Origin of the sequence: Brenneria sp. L4-2C, from assembly GCF_040240335.1 — a bacterium.
Taxonomy (GTDB): domain Bacteria; phylum Pseudomonadota; class Gammaproteobacteria; order Enterobacterales; family Enterobacteriaceae; genus Brenneria.
Map to the genome: position 1 here is coordinate 123699 of NZ_JBEIAC010000008.1, position 17113 is coordinate 140811.

Annotated in this window: 14 protein-coding genes; 2 read left to right on the top strand and 12 right to left on the bottom strand. The window is 55.3% G+C overall.

Annotation, left to right across the window (positions count from 1 at the left end):
• Nucleotides 1-92: 92 nt before the first annotated feature.
• Together ABRZ26_RS13620 and ABRZ26_RS13625 are read right to left on the bottom strand one after the other, a co-directional pair.
• A complete protein-coding gene (locus ABRZ26_RS13620) occupies nt 93-563 on the bottom strand; it encodes a threonine/serine exporter (RefSeq protein ID WP_319604676.1) in 471 nt (156 codons plus the stop codon).
• Nucleotides 554-1330: a threonine/serine exporter family protein gene (locus tag ABRZ26_RS13625; protein WP_319604677.1), complete on the bottom strand. Its 777-nt coding sequence runs from the start codon at nt 1328-1330 to the stop codon at nt 554-556. Before ABRZ26_RS13625 ends, ABRZ26_RS13620 begins: the two co-directional genes overlap by 10 nt.
• A gap of 163 nt (nt 1331-1493) precedes the next feature.
• Between ABRZ26_RS13625 and ABRZ26_RS13630 the strand changes: the two genes are divergently transcribed.
• A complete protein-coding gene (locus ABRZ26_RS13630; protein ID WP_319604678.1) occupies nt 1494-2108 on the top strand; it encodes a LysE family translocator in 615 nt (204 codons plus the stop codon).
• Between the two features lie 37 nt (nt 2109-2145).
• On the opposite strand, the gene ABRZ26_RS13635 is transcribed toward ABRZ26_RS13630, so the two are convergent.
• The 9 genes from ABRZ26_RS13635 to ribF form a co-directional block, all read right to left on the bottom strand.
• Nucleotides 2146-3078: an SDR family oxidoreductase gene (locus ABRZ26_RS13635; RefSeq protein ID WP_319604679.1), complete on the bottom strand. Its 933-nt coding sequence runs from the start codon at nt 3076-3078 to the stop codon at nt 2146-2148.
• A 267-nt stretch (nt 3079-3345) separates the two neighbouring features.
• Nucleotides 3346-6573: a carbamoyl-phosphate synthase large subunit gene (gene carB / locus ABRZ26_RS13640; RefSeq protein WP_319604680.1), complete on the bottom strand. Its 3228-nt coding sequence runs from the start codon at nt 6571-6573 to the stop codon at nt 3346-3348.
• Between the two features lie 14 nt (nt 6574-6587).
• Nucleotides 6588-7736: a glutamine-hydrolyzing carbamoyl-phosphate synthase small subunit gene (gene carA, locus ABRZ26_RS13645; RefSeq protein ID WP_319604681.1), complete on the bottom strand. Its 1149-nt coding sequence runs from the start codon at nt 7734-7736 to the stop codon at nt 6588-6590.
• Nucleotides 7737-8170: 434 nt separating this feature from the next.
• A complete protein-coding gene (dapB, locus tag ABRZ26_RS13650) occupies nt 8171-8992 on the bottom strand; it encodes a 4-hydroxy-tetrahydrodipicolinate reductase (RefSeq protein WP_319604682.1) in 822 nt (273 codons plus the stop codon).
• A 300-nt stretch (nt 8993-9292) separates the two neighbouring features.
• On the bottom strand, nt 9293-10243 hold the full coding sequence (ispH, locus tag ABRZ26_RS13655) for a 4-hydroxy-3-methylbut-2-enyl diphosphate reductase (RefSeq protein ID WP_319604683.1): 951 nt from the start codon (nt 10241-10243) through the stop codon (nt 9293-9295).
• Nucleotides 10224-10697, bottom strand: a complete 474-nt coding sequence (fkpB, locus tag ABRZ26_RS13660; RefSeq protein WP_319604684.1) for an FKBP-type peptidyl-prolyl cis-trans isomerase — start codon at nt 10695-10697, stop codon at nt 10224-10226. The genes ispH and fkpB overlap by 20 nt, the downstream gene beginning before the upstream one ends.
• Nucleotides 10697-11206: a signal peptidase II gene (gene lspA / locus ABRZ26_RS13665; protein WP_319604685.1), complete on the bottom strand. Its 510-nt coding sequence runs from the start codon at nt 11204-11206 to the stop codon at nt 10697-10699. The genes fkpB and lspA overlap by 1 nt, the downstream gene beginning before the upstream one ends.
• The gene (ileS, locus tag ABRZ26_RS13670) at nt 11206-14019 is read right to left on the bottom strand and encodes an isoleucine--tRNA ligase (protein WP_319604686.1); all 2814 of its coding nucleotides are present in this window, start codon (nt 14017-14019) and stop codon (nt 11206-11208) included. The genes lspA and ileS overlap by 1 nt, the downstream gene beginning before the upstream one ends.
• A 32-nt stretch (nt 14020-14051) precedes the next feature.
• Nucleotides 14052-14993 carry a bifunctional riboflavin kinase/FAD synthetase gene (gene ribF, locus ABRZ26_RS13675; RefSeq protein ID WP_319604687.1) on the bottom strand — a complete coding sequence of 314 codons (942 nt, stop codon included), beginning with the start codon at nt 14991-14993 and terminating at the stop codon, nt 14052-14054.
• Nucleotides 14994-15410: 417 nt separating this feature from the next.
• Here ribF and rpsT point away from each other — a divergent pair, with 417 nt between their 5' ends.
• Entirely contained in the window at nt 15411-15674 is a 264-nt protein-coding gene (rpsT, locus tag ABRZ26_RS13680; protein WP_239782317.1) for a 30S ribosomal protein S20, read from the top strand.
• A 222-nt stretch (nt 15675-15896) separates the two neighbouring features.
• Here the strand turns inward: rpsT and dnaJ are convergent, their stop codons facing one another.
• Complete coding sequence (gene dnaJ / locus ABRZ26_RS13685) at nt 15897-17030, bottom strand: molecular chaperone DnaJ (RefSeq protein ID WP_319604688.1); 1134 nt, start codon at nt 17028-17030, stop codon at nt 15897-15899.
• Nucleotides 17031-17113 lie beyond the last annotated feature (83 nt).

Genomic DNA, 17113 nt, shown 5'->3' on the forward strand with positions numbered 1-17113 from the left:
GTCAGAAAATTGCTGACACTATACGGAAAGCCCCCGCCCTCGTCGATACGCACTACCGGCCAAATAACAATATAAGAAGGCTCCGATGAGAATTACACGCCGGGCCGTTTGCGATAGAGCCATATTCCCGGCAACGACAGGCCGATAGACAGCGCGCCGACGATAAAGCTGGTCTTCAGGAAATTGGTCACCATGACGCTCATTAATTCTTCGCTGTAGCCAAGATGCGAAATCTCCACCACGGAAATCATGGCGGTATAGGCCGAAATCCCCGGGAACATCGGGATCACCGCCGCCACGGTAAACACCTTGGGATGCGCCAGCAGCCAGCGCGACCAGCGAATACCGATAATCCCGATAGTGATGGCGGCCAGAAAAGACGCCCATTCGATGTTCAGGCCGAAATACATGGCGATAAACCGCACGCCATGACCCAGCGCCCCGAGCGCCGCGCAATAGTGCAACGCCCTGAGGGGAACATTAAAAACCATGGCAAAGCCCAACGCCGGCACGGCCGCCAGCGCCATATCCTGCAACAACGCCCACAGCAGACTTAAGCCCATCCGCGTAACCCCCACACGGCCAATGCCATGACCACGCCGATACAGGTCGACAACGTCAGCAGGCTGGCGACCATCCAACGGGCCAGCCCGGTATTGACGTGTCCTTTGAACATGTCGGCCACCGCATTAATCAGCGGGAAACCGGGCACCAGCAGCAATACGCTGGCCGCCATCGCCACGGTTGAAGTTTGCTGGAACAGGGGCAGCTTCATCAGCAACCCGGAGGCCGAGGTCGCCACAAACGCCGTAATACAAAAATTAATCAATGGATTAAATCGACGCCCGGTCAAAATCTGCCGGACATACATGGCCAGTCCGCTGGCAATCAGCGTCACCAGGAAGGCATCCCACCCGCCGCCATTCAAGCGGCTAAAGCAGCCGCAGGAGAGCGCCACGACCGTCACCATCAGCCAGCGCGGATAGCGCAGGGGTTTGATATGGGCTAAACGTTTTTCCACGCCTGCCACATCCAGCAAGTTATGCTCGGCCATAATCACCACATGCTGCACTTCGGTCACCACATGCATATTGATGCCGCGATCGATATTATTGCGCGTGGTGGTCAGGCAATGCCCCTGCATTATCGTGGTGAGCACGATGGCATTGGCCGAGATGGAACTCTCAACGCTATCAACCCCCAATGCCACGCCAAGACGGGAAGATAACTTTTCCACAACCATACTTTCCGCGCCATGCTGTAGCAGCAACAGCGCGCACTGAATACACAACCGGGTAATATCCCTTTGCTGTGTTATATCACTGACCATGTTTTTATCCCGATTCTACGCACGGAAGAATAACCCTGAAGAAGGCAAGGCAACTTGTTAACATATTGCAGGCCAATAGCCAATATTGGTGATGCTAAATAATGACGACGGCGCTATCATTCTAACCGTTTTATCTTGCTATTTTCGCCACCTGGAACACATCATGCTCGAAACATCGCTATTTGTCGCCACCATTGCCACGCTGGGCATGCTTTCTCCCGGCCCTGATTTCTTTCTGGTCATCAAGAATTCGGTTCGCTATCCGCGCATCGCCGCGCTGATGACGTCGTGCGGCGTGATTTGCGGGGTGGCGACGCATATGGCGTACTGCGTAGCGGGACTGGCGGTGGTCATCACCACGACGCCATGGCTGTTTAATCTGCTGAAATACGCCGGCGCCGCTTATCTGATCTGGGTGGGGATTCAGGCGCTGTTGTCCCGCGGCGCAAGTAAAATGAACCTTGCGCATTTATCGCCGCAGCGCGTCAGTCTGAAAAAAGCGTTTTTGCAGGGTTATTTGTGCAATCTGCTGAATCCGAAAGCGACGTTGTTCTTTCTTGCCGTCTTCACTCAGGTGCTCAGCGTCGATTCCGGCGTCGGCGAGAAACTCTGGTATGCGATGATCATCTGGGGACTGTCGGTTATCTGGTGGCCGCTGCTGGTGGTGCTGTTCCAAAGCGGGCCGGTGCGTCATGCGTTGGAAAAGGCGCATAAGCTGGTGGATAAACTGCTGGGGACGGTGTTGGTTGCGCTCGGCATCAAGGTGGCGCTGGGTTAACCTGGTTAAGGCCCGCCGAGCGGGCCGTTTATATGGCTCAGAGCGTCCCTGTCCCGCCATCGGAGCACCATACCTGTCCTGAGGTATAGCTGCTTTCGGCCGAGGCCAGCGTCACATACAGCGGCGCGATTTCCACCGGCTGACCGGGGCGGCCCAACGGGCTATCGCCGCCAAACTCCCTTAGTTTATCCTGCGGCTGGCCGCCGCTCGGCTGTAAAGCCGTCCAATAAGGCCCCGGCGCCACCGCGTTGACGCGAATGCCCTTTTGCCCCAGCTGTTTAGCCAACGCTTTAGTGAAAGCGACGTTACAGGCTTTGGTCTGCGCGTAATCCAGCAGGATCGGACTGGGGATAAACGCCTGCACGGACGAGGTGTTAATGATGACGGAGCCGGCCTGCAAATGCGCCAGCGCGGCCTTTGTGATCCAGAACGGCGCATACACATTGGTTTTAAAGGTCGCGTCAAAATCTTCCGTGCTCAGCGTCTCAATGGACTCATTAAATTGCTGACGTCCGGCATTATTCACCAGAATATCCAGCCCGCCCAGTTTTTCAACGGCTTCCTTGACCAGACGCTGGCAGAACTCCTCCGTGCGGATGTCGCCGGGGATGGCGACCGCGGTACGCCCTTCGGCGCGGATCAGCTCAATCACTTCCTGCGCATCGGATTCCTCTTCCGGCAGATAGTTAATCGCCACGTCCGCGCCTTCTCTGGCGTAAGCAATGGCGACAGCGCGTCCAATCCCAGAATCCCCGCCGGTGACCAACGCTTTACGGCCATTCAGCCGCCCGCTGCCCTGATAGCTTTTTTCGCCGTGATCGGGGAGCGGTTTCATTTTACCGGCTAGCCCCGGCGCCTGTTGCGGCTGATGCTCAAAAGGGGGCCGTGGATAAGCCGTCAATGGATCGTTGATGGCTTTTGGCAATCGCGTTTCTTTGGTTACAGGTTGGTTCTTTTCATTAAAACTCATGGTCGCCTCTTATTGCTGAACAACATTTACGGCATAAAAATTCAAACAACATAATAAGTGTAGACGATTATCTGGCATTCATCAGGGAAGGCGGGAAAAGACGAAAAGGGAAATGAGATTATGCAGCAGGAAAAACGAATCAACGCGGCAAGCGGCGTGATGACATCGGCGCGCGGCTTCGCGCCTTATTTCATTTTCCGGTCCCGGAAAAACACAGCCGGCGTTTGTGAATCACAAACGCCGGCTGAAACGGTTAACGCCGTACGATCAACGGCCTTTAATCAAGGCGTGCATCTCCTGCACCGAGGTGACTTTTTCCGTCGGATCGGCATTTAACGACATCGCCGTGGCGAACCCGCCGTTCATGGTCGTATCGTAATGCACCTTGTATTGCAATGCGCTACGGCGGATCAGCTTGGAGTCCTCAATCGCCTGACGCCCCGCCGTGGTGTTGACAATATAGGTATACTCGCCGTTTTTGATACGATCCTGAATGTGCGGACGCCCTTCATGCACCTTGTTCACCAGACGCGGATTGATTCCCGCCTCGCCCAGCTCGATAGCCGTGCCGTGCGTCGCATCCAGCTCAAAGCCATGTTTCAGCAACTTGGCCGCCAAGTCCACCACGCGGGCCTTATCGCCTTCACGCACCGACAACAGCGCCCGGCCGGATTTCTTCATCTGTGAATTACTGCCCAGCATCGCTTTGGAGAACGCCTCGGCAAAAGTCCGGCCCACGCCCATCACTTCACCGGTTGAACGCATTTCCGGCCCCAGAATCGGGTCGACGCCGGGGAACTTGTTGAACGGCAGCACGACTTCTTTCACCGAATAGTAGGGCGGGATCACTTCCTGCGTCACCCCCTGCTGCTCCAGCGATTGCCCCACCATCACGCGGGCAGCCACTTTCGCCAGCGGTACGCCGGTCGCTTTGGAGACGAACGGCACGGTACGCGCCGCACGCGGGTTGACCTCAATCAGGTAGACTTCATTGCTCTTCACCGCGAACTGCACGTTCATCAGACCGCGAACGCACAGCTCAAACGCCAGCTTCTCTACCTGCCGGCGCATCACGTCCTGAATCTCTTTGCTCAGCGTATAGGCCGGCAAAGAACAGGCCGAGTCGCCGGAGTGAACGCCGGCCTGCTCGATGTGTTCCATGATGCCGCCAATCAGCACCCGCTCGCCATCGCAGATGGCATCAACGTCGACTTCAATGGCATCGTCGAGGAAATGGTCCAGCAGCACCGGCGCGTCGTTGGAAACCACGACGGCATTCTGGAAGTAACGACGCAGGTCAATCTCGTCGTAGACGATTTCCATCGCCCGGCCGCCGAGCACATAGGAAGGACGCACCACCAGCGGATAGCCGATGTCGCGCGCTTTTTCCACCGCCTGCTCGATCGCCGTCACGGTGGCGTTGGCCGGTTGCTTCAGTCCCAGACGGTTAACCGCCTGCTGGAAACGTTCGCGGTCTTCCGCGCGGTCAATGGCATCCGGGCTGGTGCCGATGACCGGCACCCCGGCCGCTTCCAGCGCACGCGCCAGCTTCAGCGGCGTCTGCCCGCCGTATTGCACGATAACGCCCTTCGGCTGCTCGATACGCACGATTTCCAGCACGTCTTCCAGCGTAACCGGTTCAAAGTACAAACGGTCGGAGGTGTCATAGTCGGTCGAAACGGTTTCAGGGTTGCAGTTCACCATGATGGTTTCATAACCGTCTTCGCGCAGCGCCAGCGAGGCATGAACGCAGCAGTAGTCGAACTCGATGCCCTGACCGATACGGTTTGGCCCGCCGCCCAGCACCATGATTTTATCCCGATCCTGATTCGGGTTGGCTTCGCACTCATCCTCATAGGTGGAGTACATATAGGCGGTGTCGGTGGCGAATTCCGCCGCGCAGGTATCTACGCGCTTGTAAACCGGGTGCAGGTCGAACTTATCGCGCAGTTTGCGGATTTCGCTTTCCGCCACGCCGGCCAACGTCGCCAGACGCGCATCGGCAAAACCCTTGCGCTTGAGCAGACGCAGGAACGCCGCATCCAGCGCGGTCACGCCTTTTTCCGCCACCTGTTCTTCCAGACGCACCAGCTCTTCAATTTGCACCAGGAACCAGCGGTCGATGTTGGTCAGATTAAAGACGCCGTCGACGGACATGCCGGCGCGAAACGCATCGGCGATATACCAAACCCGATCGGCGCCCGCATCTTTCAGTTCGCGGCGGATTGTGGTCAATGCCTGCGGATCGTCCAGATCCACCTGCGGATCGAACCCGGTCGCGCCGACTTCCAGACCGCGCAGCGCTTTCTGTAGCGACTCCTGCTGCGTACGGCCGATCGCCATCACTTCGCCTACGGATTTCATCTGCGTGGTCAAACGGTTATTGGCGCCCGCAAATTTTTCAAAGTTAAAACGCGGGATCTTCGTGACGACATAATCAATGGAAGGCTCGAACGATGCCGGCGTACGTCCGCCGGTAATGTCGTTCATCAGTTCATCCAGCGTATAGCCGACGGCCAGTTTGGCGGCGATTTTCGCAATCGGGAAACCGGTCGCTTTGGACGCCAGCGCGGAAGAACGGGAAACGCGCGGGTTCATCTCGATAACGATCAGACGGCCATTTTTCGGGTTTACCGCGAACTGCACGTTCGAACCGCCGGTTTCCACGCCGATTTCACGCAGTACCGCCATCGAGGCGTTACGCATGATTTGGTACTCTTTATCGGTCAGGGTTTGCGCCGGCGCGACGGTTATCGAATCACCGGTGTGGATCCCCATGGCGTCAAAGTTTTCTATCGAGCAGACGATGATGCAGTTGTCGCTTTTATCGCGCACCACTTCCATTTCATACTCTTTCCAGCCAATCAGCGATTCGTCAATCAGCAGCTCTTTGGTGGGAGAGAGATCCAGACCGCGCTCGCAGATTTCTTCAAACTCTTCGCGGTTATAGGCAATCCCGCCGCCGGTGCCGCCCATGGTAAAGGACGGACGGATAATACAGGGGAAACCGACATCGGCGGCGACGGCCAGCGCCTCTTCCATATTATGCGCGATGCCGGAACGCGCGGTATCCAGACCGATTTTCTTCATCGCCACGTCAAAGCGGCGGCGATCTTCGGCCTTATCAATGGCGTCGGCGGTGGCGCCGATCATGGTGACGCCGAATTCAGCCAGCACGCCCTGACGCTCCAGCTCCAGCGCGCAGTTCAACGCCGTCTGACCGCCCATGGTCGGCAATACCGCATCCGGACGCTCTTTTTCGATTATTTTGCGCACCACTTCCCAATGAATCGGCTCGATATAGGTGGCGTCGGCCATTTCCGGGTCGGTCATGATGGTGGCCGGGTTCGAGTTCACCAGAATGACGCGGTACCCCTCTTCGCGCAGCGCTTTGCACGCCTGCGCGCCGGAGTAGTCAAACTCACAGGCCTGGCCGATAACAATCGGGCCGGCGCCCAGAATCAGGATGCTTTTAATATCTGTACGTTTTGGCATTTTCTCGCTCCTGATTATTTCGCTGAAGAACGGTAAGTCTTGATCAATTCAATAAAGTGGTCGAAAAACGGCGCCGCATCGTGCGGGCCGGGGCTGGCTTCCGGGTGTCCCTGAAAACTGAACGCCGCTTTGTCGGTGCGGTGAATCCCCTGCACCGTGTGGTCGAACAGCGATTTGTGCGTCACCCGCAGAGTGGCGGGCAGATCGTTTTCATCCACCGCAAAACCGTGGTTCTGAGCGGTGATCATCACGCGATTATTATCCAGATCTTTTACCGGATGATTGCCGCCGTGGTGGCCAAGCTTCATTTTGACCGTCTTCGCCCCGCTCGCCAGCGCCAGCAACTGGTGGCCGAGGCAGATGCCGAATACCGGGATATCGGTGTCCAGAAAGGCTTTAATCGCCCGAATGGCGTAGTCGCAAGGCTGCGGGTCGCCCGGACCGTTCGACAGGAAGATGCCGTCCGGATCCAGTTTCAACACTTCCTCCGCCGGGGTCTGCGCCGGCACCACCGTCAGTCGGCAGCCTCTGTCCACCAACAGGCGCAGAATGTTGCGCTTGACGCCATAGTCGTAGGCCACCACATGGTACGGCAGTTCGCTTTCCTGCGTATCGGCGGGCAAATCGCCTTCCAATGTCCAGCTCCCCTGCAACCAGCGATAGCTCTCCGTTGTCGTGACCTCTTTCGCCAGATCCATCCCCTTCAGCCCAGGGAAAGCCTGCGCTTTTTCCAGCGCGAGCTCGGCATTCGGCTCGTCGCCCGCGATGATGCAGCCGTTCTGAGCGCCTTTCTCCCGCAGCAGGCGGGTCAGTTTGCGGGTATCGATATCGGCGATGGCGACAACGTTATTGCGCTTCAGGTACTCCGACAGGCTTTCTTCACTGCGGTAGTTGCTGGCGATCAACGGCAGGTCGCGGATTACCAGACCTTGAGCCTGGATGGATGGAGATTCTTCATCGGTTTTGTTGGCGCCGACATTACCGATATGGGGATAAGTGAGAGTGACGATCTGGCGGGAATAGGATGGATCAGTAAGGATTTCTTGATATCCGGTCATCGACGTATTGAAGACCACTTCCCCCACTGCCGTCCCTTCAGCCCCGATGGCCCGACCATGGAATTGGGTTCCGTCTTCCAGAACCAATAGCGCTGACTTAATCAAAACACCCTCCAAGGAATAAAAAATCATGTTATTTGCATATTAATTCAGATTAATCGATCTAAATCAACGCAAAAACCACCTTCAAGGTAAATTTTTGGCAAATTGGGCGCATTTTAATGACGGCCGGCTGAATTGTCCACTTCAACCGCACTTTTTCTCTTCTTTTACTGCTTTACACCTTAAAACCTCTCCCTCGCCCTTAAAAAGGGATGTTAACTAGGGAAAGAAAACGGTTGCCAACTCATGTGACTGAAAAAAAGCGCAACAATCAACCAACACGGACAATTTCATGCTTTCCGTGCGCGCAATCGGCCTGAAAAAACAAGAAAACACACAAAAATAACAGACTAAACAAAAAAACAACGATAAAATAAAAAAATACAAGTAGAGACATATAATCGCTACTTGTATCAATACATTAAAAAAATATTTTTTTATAAATCTTCCAATCCGAGCACATCTTTCATATCAAAAAGGCCGCTTTTCTTATCCTTCAACCATATTGCAGCACGAACCGCGCCATTTGCAAAGGTCATGCGGCTGGAAGCCTTGTGGGTAATCTCTACCCGCTCGCCGATATCCGCAAACATGGCGGTATGTTCGCCGACGATATCACCGGCCCGCACGGTCGCAAAACCAATGCTTTGCGGATCGCGCTCTCCGGTATGCCCTTCCCGCGCGTAAACGGCGCAGGTTTTCAGGTCCCGCCCCAGCGCGCCGGCGATTGCTTCGCCCATCGCCAGCGCCGTTCCTGAAGGCGCATCCACTTTATGGCGATGGTGAGCCTCGATAATTTCGATATCGGTGTAATCCCCCATGACTTTGGCGGCTTTCTCCAACAGTTTCAGCATGACATTCACACCGACGCTGAAATTCGCGGCGAAAACAATACCGATATCTTGTGCGGCGTCGCGAATCGCGGCCTTTCCCTGATCATCAAAGCCGGTGGTGCCGATGACCAGGGATTTGCGGTGCTGACGGCAAAATGCCAGGTGAGTCAGGGTACCTTCAGGACGGGTAAAATCGATAAGCACGTCAAATTCATCACGAACGGCATCCAGGCTATCGCTCACCGTCACGCCGGATTTGCCCAGCCCCGCCAGTTCGCCGGCATCAGCGCCCAGCAGCGACGAACCCTGGCGTTCCAACGCCGCGCCCAGTACGGCGCCTTCAATTTGCGCAACCGCTTGAATCAGCTGACGTCCCATGCGGCCGCCGGCGCCGGCAACCGCGATACGGATCGTTGAATCCTTCATTTTTATCTCTCTCTGCTATTTCCGCTATGACATGCACAGTAGGTTAACGGGCGTGAAGCTCTACCGCCAGCGCATTTATAAGCGGATTAGAAATTTATGTCAGTGGGAAAATTATATCAGTAAAAACCGTCATAACCGTTCGCCCAAACGAAAATCTCACCGGCAATAACGCATAAACATGCATTTTTATCGGCGTATTATCAATCGGCGATGAGGGCGATTCAGACGGGGGGAAGAGACGCGCCAGGCGTCCGTCAGCAAAAAAACGGCGGAGAAGACCGTTTCTCCGCCGCAATAAACTTAATCGATTTGCTTCACCTCAACGCGAAGCTCTTTCGGGACTTCAAAAACGATATTTTCTTCCCGCCCCTGAATTTCAACCGTCACCTGTCCGCCCAGCGCCTGTAAACGACTGAGCACCTGCTGCACCAGAATATCCGGCGCCGATGCGCCGGCCGTCACGCCGACATGACCGATACCCGCCAGCCAGTCTTCCTGAATATCTTCCGCGGTATCGATCAGATAAGCGGCTTTACCGGCGCGCTGCGCCAGCTCCGCCAACCGATTGGAGTTAGACGAGTTCTTTGACCCCACCACCAGCACCACGTCAGCCATGGCGGCCAGGTTGCGCACCGCTTCCTGACGATTGGTGGTGGCATAACAGATATCGTCTTTCCGCGGGCCGATAATACGCGGGAAGCGCTCACGCAGCGCGTCGATTACTGCAGAAGTATCATCCACCGACAGCGTGGTTTGCGTCATGAAACACAGGTTGTTTTCATCCTTTACCTGCAACCGCCACACGTCATCCGGCGACTCCACCAGGTACATACCGCCCTCGGCATTGCTGTACTGCCCCATCGTGCCTTCCACTTCCGGGTGTCCGGCATGGCCGATCAGGATAGCCTCCACCCCTTTCCGGCTCGCTCGCGCCACTTCCATATGCACTTTCGTCACCAACGGACAGGTCGCATCAAAGACCGTCAAATCCCGACTTTTAGCCTCATTGCGCACGGCCTGAGATACGCCGTGCGCGGAGAAAATCAAAATCGATCCGTCCGGCACTTCATCTATCTGTTCAATAAATATCGCGCCACGTTCACGGAGTCCGTTGACGACATAGCGGTTATGCACCACTTCATGGCGCACATAAATCGGCGTGCCGAATATCTCCAGCGCCCGTTCAACAATACTGATGGCACGATCAACCCCGGCACAAAAGCCGCGCGGGTTAGCCAGCAAGATCTGCATGCGGAACCTCCTGCCGAGATGGATCAATATCCAACACTTCCAGATCGAACGTAATAGATTGGCCGGCCAGCGGGTGGTTAAAATCCACCGTAACGGACTCTTCCGTCACATCACGGATAATACCCGGCATATCATTCCCGCCGACGCCGCTGAACAACATAATCGTTCCCACGTCCGGTATTCCCGTTTCGGCAAAATCGCGACGCAGGAAAAACTGGATCATATCAGGGTTTACCGGGCCAAAAGCCGATTCCGGCGGCAAGGTGAATCGCCGTTGCTCGCCGCGCTTCAAGCCTTGCAGATGTTGTTCCAGCTCTGCGGACAAACTGTCATCCCCCAGACGGAACAACGCGGGCTTACCGCTTTCACGGGTGGATTCCGCCACCGTACCGTTTTCCAGGGTCAGGGTGAAATGCACCAGCACGGCGCTGTTGCTCTGTACAGTCTCAGACATCAGTGACCCTTTTGCTTAGCCGAATCATCATGCTTATTGACAAAACCTTCCAGCACGATGAGCGCAGCACCAATACAGATTGCGCTGTCCGCCAGATTGAAGGTGGCGAAATGCCAGTTGCCGACATAGAAGTCGATAAAATCGACGACAAAACCATGCCACATCCGGTCAAACAGGTTGCCCAGTGCGCCGCCGATAATCAGCGCATAGGCGATGTTATTGAGCTTATGGCGCGCGCTGCCGCGATACATCATCACCAGCAGGGCGATAACGATGGCGATGGCGATGCCGGCGAAAAACCAGCGCTGCCAACCGCCCTTGTCCGCCAGAAAACTGAACGCCGCGCCGTAATTACGGGCATAGTGCAGATTCAGATACGGAATCAGCGGCTGCGTCTCTCCCAGCGCAAAGTTCGATAAAATCCACTGTTTGCTGCCCAGGTCGACAACCAGAACCAACAGCGCCAGCCACAGCCAGCGCAACCCACTCGAACAGATCGATTTATTCATCAGACAAATTTACGCTCTTCGCCTTTGCCGCCGACGTTGGTCGCGCAGCGACCACAAATGTCGGGATGATCGGTGTCAGTACCGATATCTGACTCATAATGCCAGCACCGCGGACACTTATGTCCTTCCGCCTTGCTTAAGGCAATTTTCAATCCGGGTAGTTCAGTGCTCTGCGCATCGGCCGGCGCATTTTCATACAGATCGACCTTGGCTTTGGAGGTCAGCAGAGCGAAATGCAATTCCTGCTGCAACTGATTCAGCTTATCCGCCAGAGCGGCATCGGCATACAACGTGACGGACGCCTCCAGCGATCCGCCGATACGCTTGTCGTTACGCGCTTGCTCGATCACCTTATTCACTTCGCTACGGACTTTCAGGATATCGGCCCAGAATGCGTCGTTCATGCTCTCAGCCGTATCCAGACCGAACAAACCGTCATACCACTCTTCGGTAAACACATACTGCGCGCGTTCTCCCGGCAGGTATCCCCAGATCTCATCCGCGGTGAAGGACAGAATCGGGGCCATCCAGCGCACCAGCGCCTCGGAGATGTGATACAACGCCGTCTGGCAGCTGCGACGGGCGATGCTGTCGCTCTTCGCGGTGTACTGACGGTCCTTGATGATATCAAGATAGAATGAGCCCATCTCGATAGAGCAAAACTGCATCAGACGCTGCACCACGCGGTGGAAATCGTAGCTGTCGTAGGCTTCGACGATCTCTTCCTGCGCCGCTTGCGCGCAGCCGACCGCCCAGCGATCCAGCACCACCATCTCTTCCGGTTTTACGCTATCCTTTTTCGGGTCGAACCCGTTCAGGTTAGCCAGCAGGAAGCGCGCGGTGTTGCGGATACGGCGATAGGCGTCCGCGGAACGTTTCAGGATCTCATCGGACACGGCGATTTCGCCGGAGTAATCCGTTGAACCGATCCACAGACGCAGAATATCGCCGCCCAGTTTGTTCATCACGTCCTGCGGGCTGACGGTATTGCCGATGGATTTGGACATTTTGCGTCCCTGACCATCCACGGTGAAACCGTGCGTCAATACCTGACGATATGGCGCCTTGCCTTTAATCGCCGTAGAAATCATCAAAGAGGACATAAACCAGCCGCGATGCTGATCGGAACCTTCCAGATACATATCCGCCGAATGGCCGCCGAATTCTGGACGAACGTCAACCACGGAGGCATGGGTCGATCCGGAGTCGAACCAGACGTCCAGCGTATCGGGAACCTTAACGTAATTCTCGGCATCGGCGCCCAGCACCTCTTTCGGGTCAAGATCCCACCATGCCTGGATCCCATCCTGCTCAACGCGTTTCGCCACTTCTTCAATCAATTCTTTGGTGCGCGGATGCAGCTCTTCCGTCTCTTTATGGACGAAAAGCGACATCGGCACGCCCCAGGTGCGTTGACGGGAAATACACCAGTCGGGACGGTTGGCGACCATCGCTTCAATACGCGCCTGACCCCAATCCGGGATCCACTGAACGCCTTTGATCTCAGACAGCGACTGCTTGCGCAACCCTTTCTGATCCATACTGATAAACCACTGCGGCGTCGCACGGAAGATGATCGGGGTTTTATGACGCCAGCAGCACGGATAGCTGTGCAGCAGCTTTTCCAGATGCAGGAGCGCGCCGTGTTCGCGCAGAATCTCAACAACGATATCGTTGGCCTTGAAGACGAATTTACCATCCAGTTCCGGGTAGGTGCCGGTCAGGTAACAACCATTCGGCCCGACCGGATTGGCGACTTCCAGCCCATATTGCTGTCCGATGACATAGTCGTCCGGACCATGGCCGGGCGCGGTATGCACCGCGCCGGTACCGGCATCCAGCGTAACGTGATCGCCCAAAATCGCCGGCACATCGAAGCCCATGAACGGGTGCTGGAAGCGTAACAGTTCAAGATCGCTGCCTTGGCATTCGCCCAGGACTTGCCAATGGTCGACGCCGATACGCTTCATCACGCTTTCAACCAGGTCGGCGGCAAGGATCAGCGCCTGCCCTTCGATCTGCACCAACTGATAGACAAATCCCGCATTCAGTGAAATCGCGCGGTTAGCCGGCAGCGTCCACGGCGTGGTGGTCCAGATAACCAGGGAAAGCGGGCCATCAACCTGCTTCACGCCGAATTTGGCGCTGACGGCGTCGGCATCAACGGCGTTAAAAGCCACATCGATGGAAGGTGAGGTTTTGTCATAGTACTCCACTTCCGCTTCCGCCAGCGCAGAGCCGCAATCGGCACACCAGTGAACCGGCTTGGCGCCTTTGTGCAGGTGGCCGTTTTCAATAACCCGACCCAGGGTGCGGATGATGTTGGCTTCCGTCTCAAAATCCATCGTCAGGTACGGATGATCCCAGTCGCCCAGCACGCCCAGTCGGATAAAATCTTTCTTCTGGCCGGCAACCTGCTCCGCCGCGTATTTACGGCATTCGGCGCGGAATTCCGCGGCGCTGACTTTTTCGCCCGGCTTGCCGATAAGCTGCTCGACTTTCAGTTCGATCGGCAGACCATGGCAGTCCCAGCCGGGTATATACGGCGAGTCATAGCCCGACAGGGTTTTAGACTTAACGATAATATCTTTAAGAATTTTATTAACTGAGTGACCAATATGAATACTGCCATTCGCATAGGGAGGGCCATCGTGCAGGATAAAGGTTTTTTTGCCCTTTTTCGCATGGCGAATAATCCCGTACAGATCCTGTTCATACCAACGTTGCAGCATGCCAGGTTCACGCTTGGCCAAATCGCCACGCATCGGGAACCCTGTTTCCGGCAAGTTCAGGGTAGTCTTATAGTCACTCATTAGATTCTCGATTTCGTCTTCGGCTAGAAAAATTAAACCGGTGTCTTTAGCCCGAAAAACATCCGGGCCGTCACCACATCGTCAGCGATTTGTCGCTTTAGCGCCTCAAGCGAAGCAAACCGCTGTTCATTACGTATCTTTTTACGCAGCACCACTTCTATATGACGACCGTATAAATTCATCGTCGTATCCAGCAGATGTACCTCAAGCTGCTGGCGCTTGTCGCCGGTTACCGTCGGACGCGAGCCAATATTGGCCACGCCCGGCACCGGCTCATCACCCAGCCCATATACGCTGACGGCATAGACGCCCTTGACCGGCGATACCTGCCGCTTTAACGGCAGATTGGCCGTGGGGAAACCTATCGTTCTCCCCAGAGCATTACCATGAACCACTCGCCCGGAAATGCTATAAGGGTGTCCCAACAGGTTTTCCGCCCGCGTTAAATCATCGTTCATGAGCGCCTCACGGATGGCCGTGCTGCTGACTCGTTTACCATCATTACAGAATGAAGCCGTACTGATAACCTCAAATCCAGCATCGACGCCAGCTTTCTGTAATAACAGGAAATCCCCTTGTCGACCAGCCCCGAAACGAAAGTCATCCCCGACCACCAGAAACCTGACACCCAGCTTTTCCACCAGTAAGGTAGAAATAAAAGTTTGCGCATCATTGGCGGCGAAGCGAGCGTCAAACTTGACGCACAGCAGGTAGTCGACGCCCGCTTTTTTCAGATAATTCACTTTATCGCGCAGACTCGTCAACCGCGCCGGCGCTCTCTCGGCTGAGAACAGTTCCTGGGGTTGTGGTTCAAAGATCATGACCATCACAGGAAGACCGCGGGACTGACCTTCCTGCTTCAAGCGTTCCAGCAGCATCTGGTGTCCGCGGTGTACGCCGTCAAAATTACCAATAGTGAGCACACAACCATAATGGCGCGCCCGAAGATTGTGTATACCGCGAATTAGCTGCATAGCTGGCTCAGAACAAATGGGTTAAAATAATGGAAATCGGCGGATTATACCTTGTACAGCGAGTAAGGTTAACCCGCGATTCGCGCCTTTTGCAGCCGGCGGGGCCGATACCGTCGCTATTTTTGACGTTTTGCCGCCGCCCATCGGCGTCTTCCCGGCAAGAGAGCAGGCATTGCGCCGGGGTTTTCTCGGCGATGATCTGTTTTACCGGCGATTAATCACCTCCGGGTAAATTTATGACGTGAAAAGCTGTATTCCACCGCGTGAAGCTGTTAAAATCCTGCGCCATCACAACGTAACAAGCGTTGACGTACAAACGACGCTTATTTGCACAAATCCATTGACAAACGAAGGCTAAAAGGGCATATTCCTCGGCCTTTGAATTGTCCTCGATAGAATATATTTGGGAGTTGGACCTTGGCTAATATCAAATCAGCTAAGAAACGCGCCGTACAATCTGAGAAGCGCCGCAAGCATAACGCAAGCCGTCGCTCCATGATGCGTACTTTCATCAAGAAAGTATACGCGGCGATCGCTGCTGGCGATAAAGAAGCGGCACAGAATGCGTTTAATGATATGCAACCGATCGTGGATCGCCAGGCAAGCAAAGGCCTGATCCATAAGAACAAAGCTGCACGTCATAAATCCAATCTGGTTGCGCGCATCAACGCTATGCAATAATTGCGATTTTGCATATTGTTGTTGAAAAAACCGGCTCTGGCCGGTTTTTTTGTGCCTGTCATTTCCGGCGATTGCCCGCCATAAAAAAACGTCAGGAACGTTTTTAAACGTCGCTTGCGACGGCCTGAAGGGTGGCGGGCAGGGATTGCCCGCCATAAAAAAACCGGCCGCTGATTCGCCGACCGGTTTTTCCGTCTTATCCCACTGGCAATAAAAAGCGCGTCAGCGAGTCAGATCGTCAAAAAACTTCTTCACGCCGTCGAAGAAGCTTTTAGAGCGCGGACTGTTTCTTTCGCCCGATGGGCCGCCAAAACTCTCTTCCAGCTCTTGCAGCAGCTGCCGTTGCCGCTCGTTCAGGCTGACAGGCGTTTCCACCACGACCCGGCACAGCAGATCGCCCTGTACGCCGCCCCGTACCGACTTCACGCCCTTGCCGCGCATGCGAAACAGCTTCCCGGTTTGCGTTTCAGCCGGCACTTTCAGCTTCACGCGCCCATCCAGCGTCGGGACTTCAATTTCTCCGCCCAGTGCGGCCATAGCAAAGTTAATCGGCACCTCGCAGTACAAATTATTTTCTTCACGCTGGAAGATCGGATGCGCTTTTACCTGAACCTGAACGTACAAATCGCCCGCCGGCGCGCCATGCTCCCCGGCTTCCCCCTCTCCGGACAGGCGGATCCGATCGCCGGTGTCCACCCCGGCGGGGATCTTCACCGATAGCGTCTTGCTCTTTTCTACGCGGCCATGACCATGACATTTCGTGCATGGATCTTTAATGATTTTCCCGCGGCCATGACAGTGCGGACAAGCCTGTTGGACAGTAAAAAAGCCCTGACGCATTTGCACCTGACCATTACCATGACAGGTCGGACAGGTGACGGGCGAACTACCGGGCTTGGATCCGCTGCCATGGCAGGTATCGCACTCTTCCAAGGTTGGGATACGGATCTCTTTGGTGACGCCGCGGACAGCCTCTTCCAGCGTCAGTTCCATGTTATAGCGGAGATCGGAACCGCGACTCGCGCGCTGACGACGACCGCCGCCAAAGATATCGCCGAACACGTCGCCAAAAATATCACCGAAATCGGCGCCGCCGCCGCCAAAACCGCCGCCGCCTCCCATACCACCTTGTTCAAATGCAGCATGGCCGTACTGATCGTAGGCGGCACGTTTCTGCGAGTCGGTGAGGATCTCGTAAGCTTCTTTAATCTCTTTGAACCGTGCTTCGGCATTTTGGTCACCAGGATTACGATCCGGGTGAAACTTCATCGCCAGACGCTTATAAGCCTTTTTGATTTCACGCTCATCGGCATCTTTAGCAACGCCTAAAATCTCGTAATAGTCTTGCTTCGCCATTCTTTTTTTCCTGCCCTCAACATGCGTGCACGGGCGCAGAGTTTCCTCAACGCCCGTGCTGGTTGCCAGCAACAGTCCTTCGT

Bases quoted from the DNA above. Each gene is read 5' to 3' on its own strand.
- ABRZ26_RS13620 (WP_319604676.1), bottom strand. From the start codon at position 563: ATGGGCTTAAGTCTGCTGTGGGCGTTGTTGCAGGATATGGCGCTGGCG.
- ABRZ26_RS13625 (WP_319604677.1), bottom strand. From the start codon at position 1,330: ATGGTCAGTGATATAACACAGCAAAGGGATATTACCCGGTTGTGTATT.
- ABRZ26_RS13630 (WP_319604678.1), top strand. From the start codon at position 1,494: ATGCTCGAAACATCGCTATTTGTCGCCACCATTGCCACGCTGGGCATG.
- ABRZ26_RS13635 (WP_319604679.1), bottom strand. From the start codon at position 3,078: ATGAGTTTTAATGAAAAGAACCAACCTGTAACCAAAGAAACGCGATTG.
- carB (WP_319604680.1), bottom strand. From the start codon at position 6,573: ATGCCAAAACGTACAGATATTAAAAGCATCCTGATTCTGGGCGCCGGC.
- dapB (WP_319604682.1), bottom strand. From the start codon at position 8,992: ATGAAGGATTCAACGATCCGTATCGCGGTTGCCGGCGCCGGCGGCCGC.
- ispH (WP_319604683.1), bottom strand. From the start codon at position 10,243: ATGCAGATCTTGCTGGCTAACCCGCGCGGCTTTTGTGCCGGGGTTGAT.
- fkpB (WP_319604684.1), bottom strand. From the start codon at position 10,697: ATGTCTGAGACTGTACAGAGCAACAGCGCCGTGCTGGTGCATTTCACC.
- lspA (WP_319604685.1), bottom strand. From the start codon at position 11,206: ATGAATAAATCGATCTGTTCGAGTGGGTTGCGCTGGCTGTGGCTGGCG.
- ileS (WP_319604686.1), bottom strand. From the start codon at position 14,019: ATGAGTGACTATAAGACTACCCTGAACTTGCCGGAAACAGGGTTCCCG.
- ribF (WP_319604687.1), bottom strand. From the start codon at position 14,993: ATGCAGCTAATTCGCGGTATACACAATCTTCGGGCGCGCCATTATGGT.
- dnaJ (WP_319604688.1), bottom strand. From the start codon at position 17,030: ATGGCGAAGCAAGACTATTACGAGATTTTAGGCGTTGCTAAAGATGCC.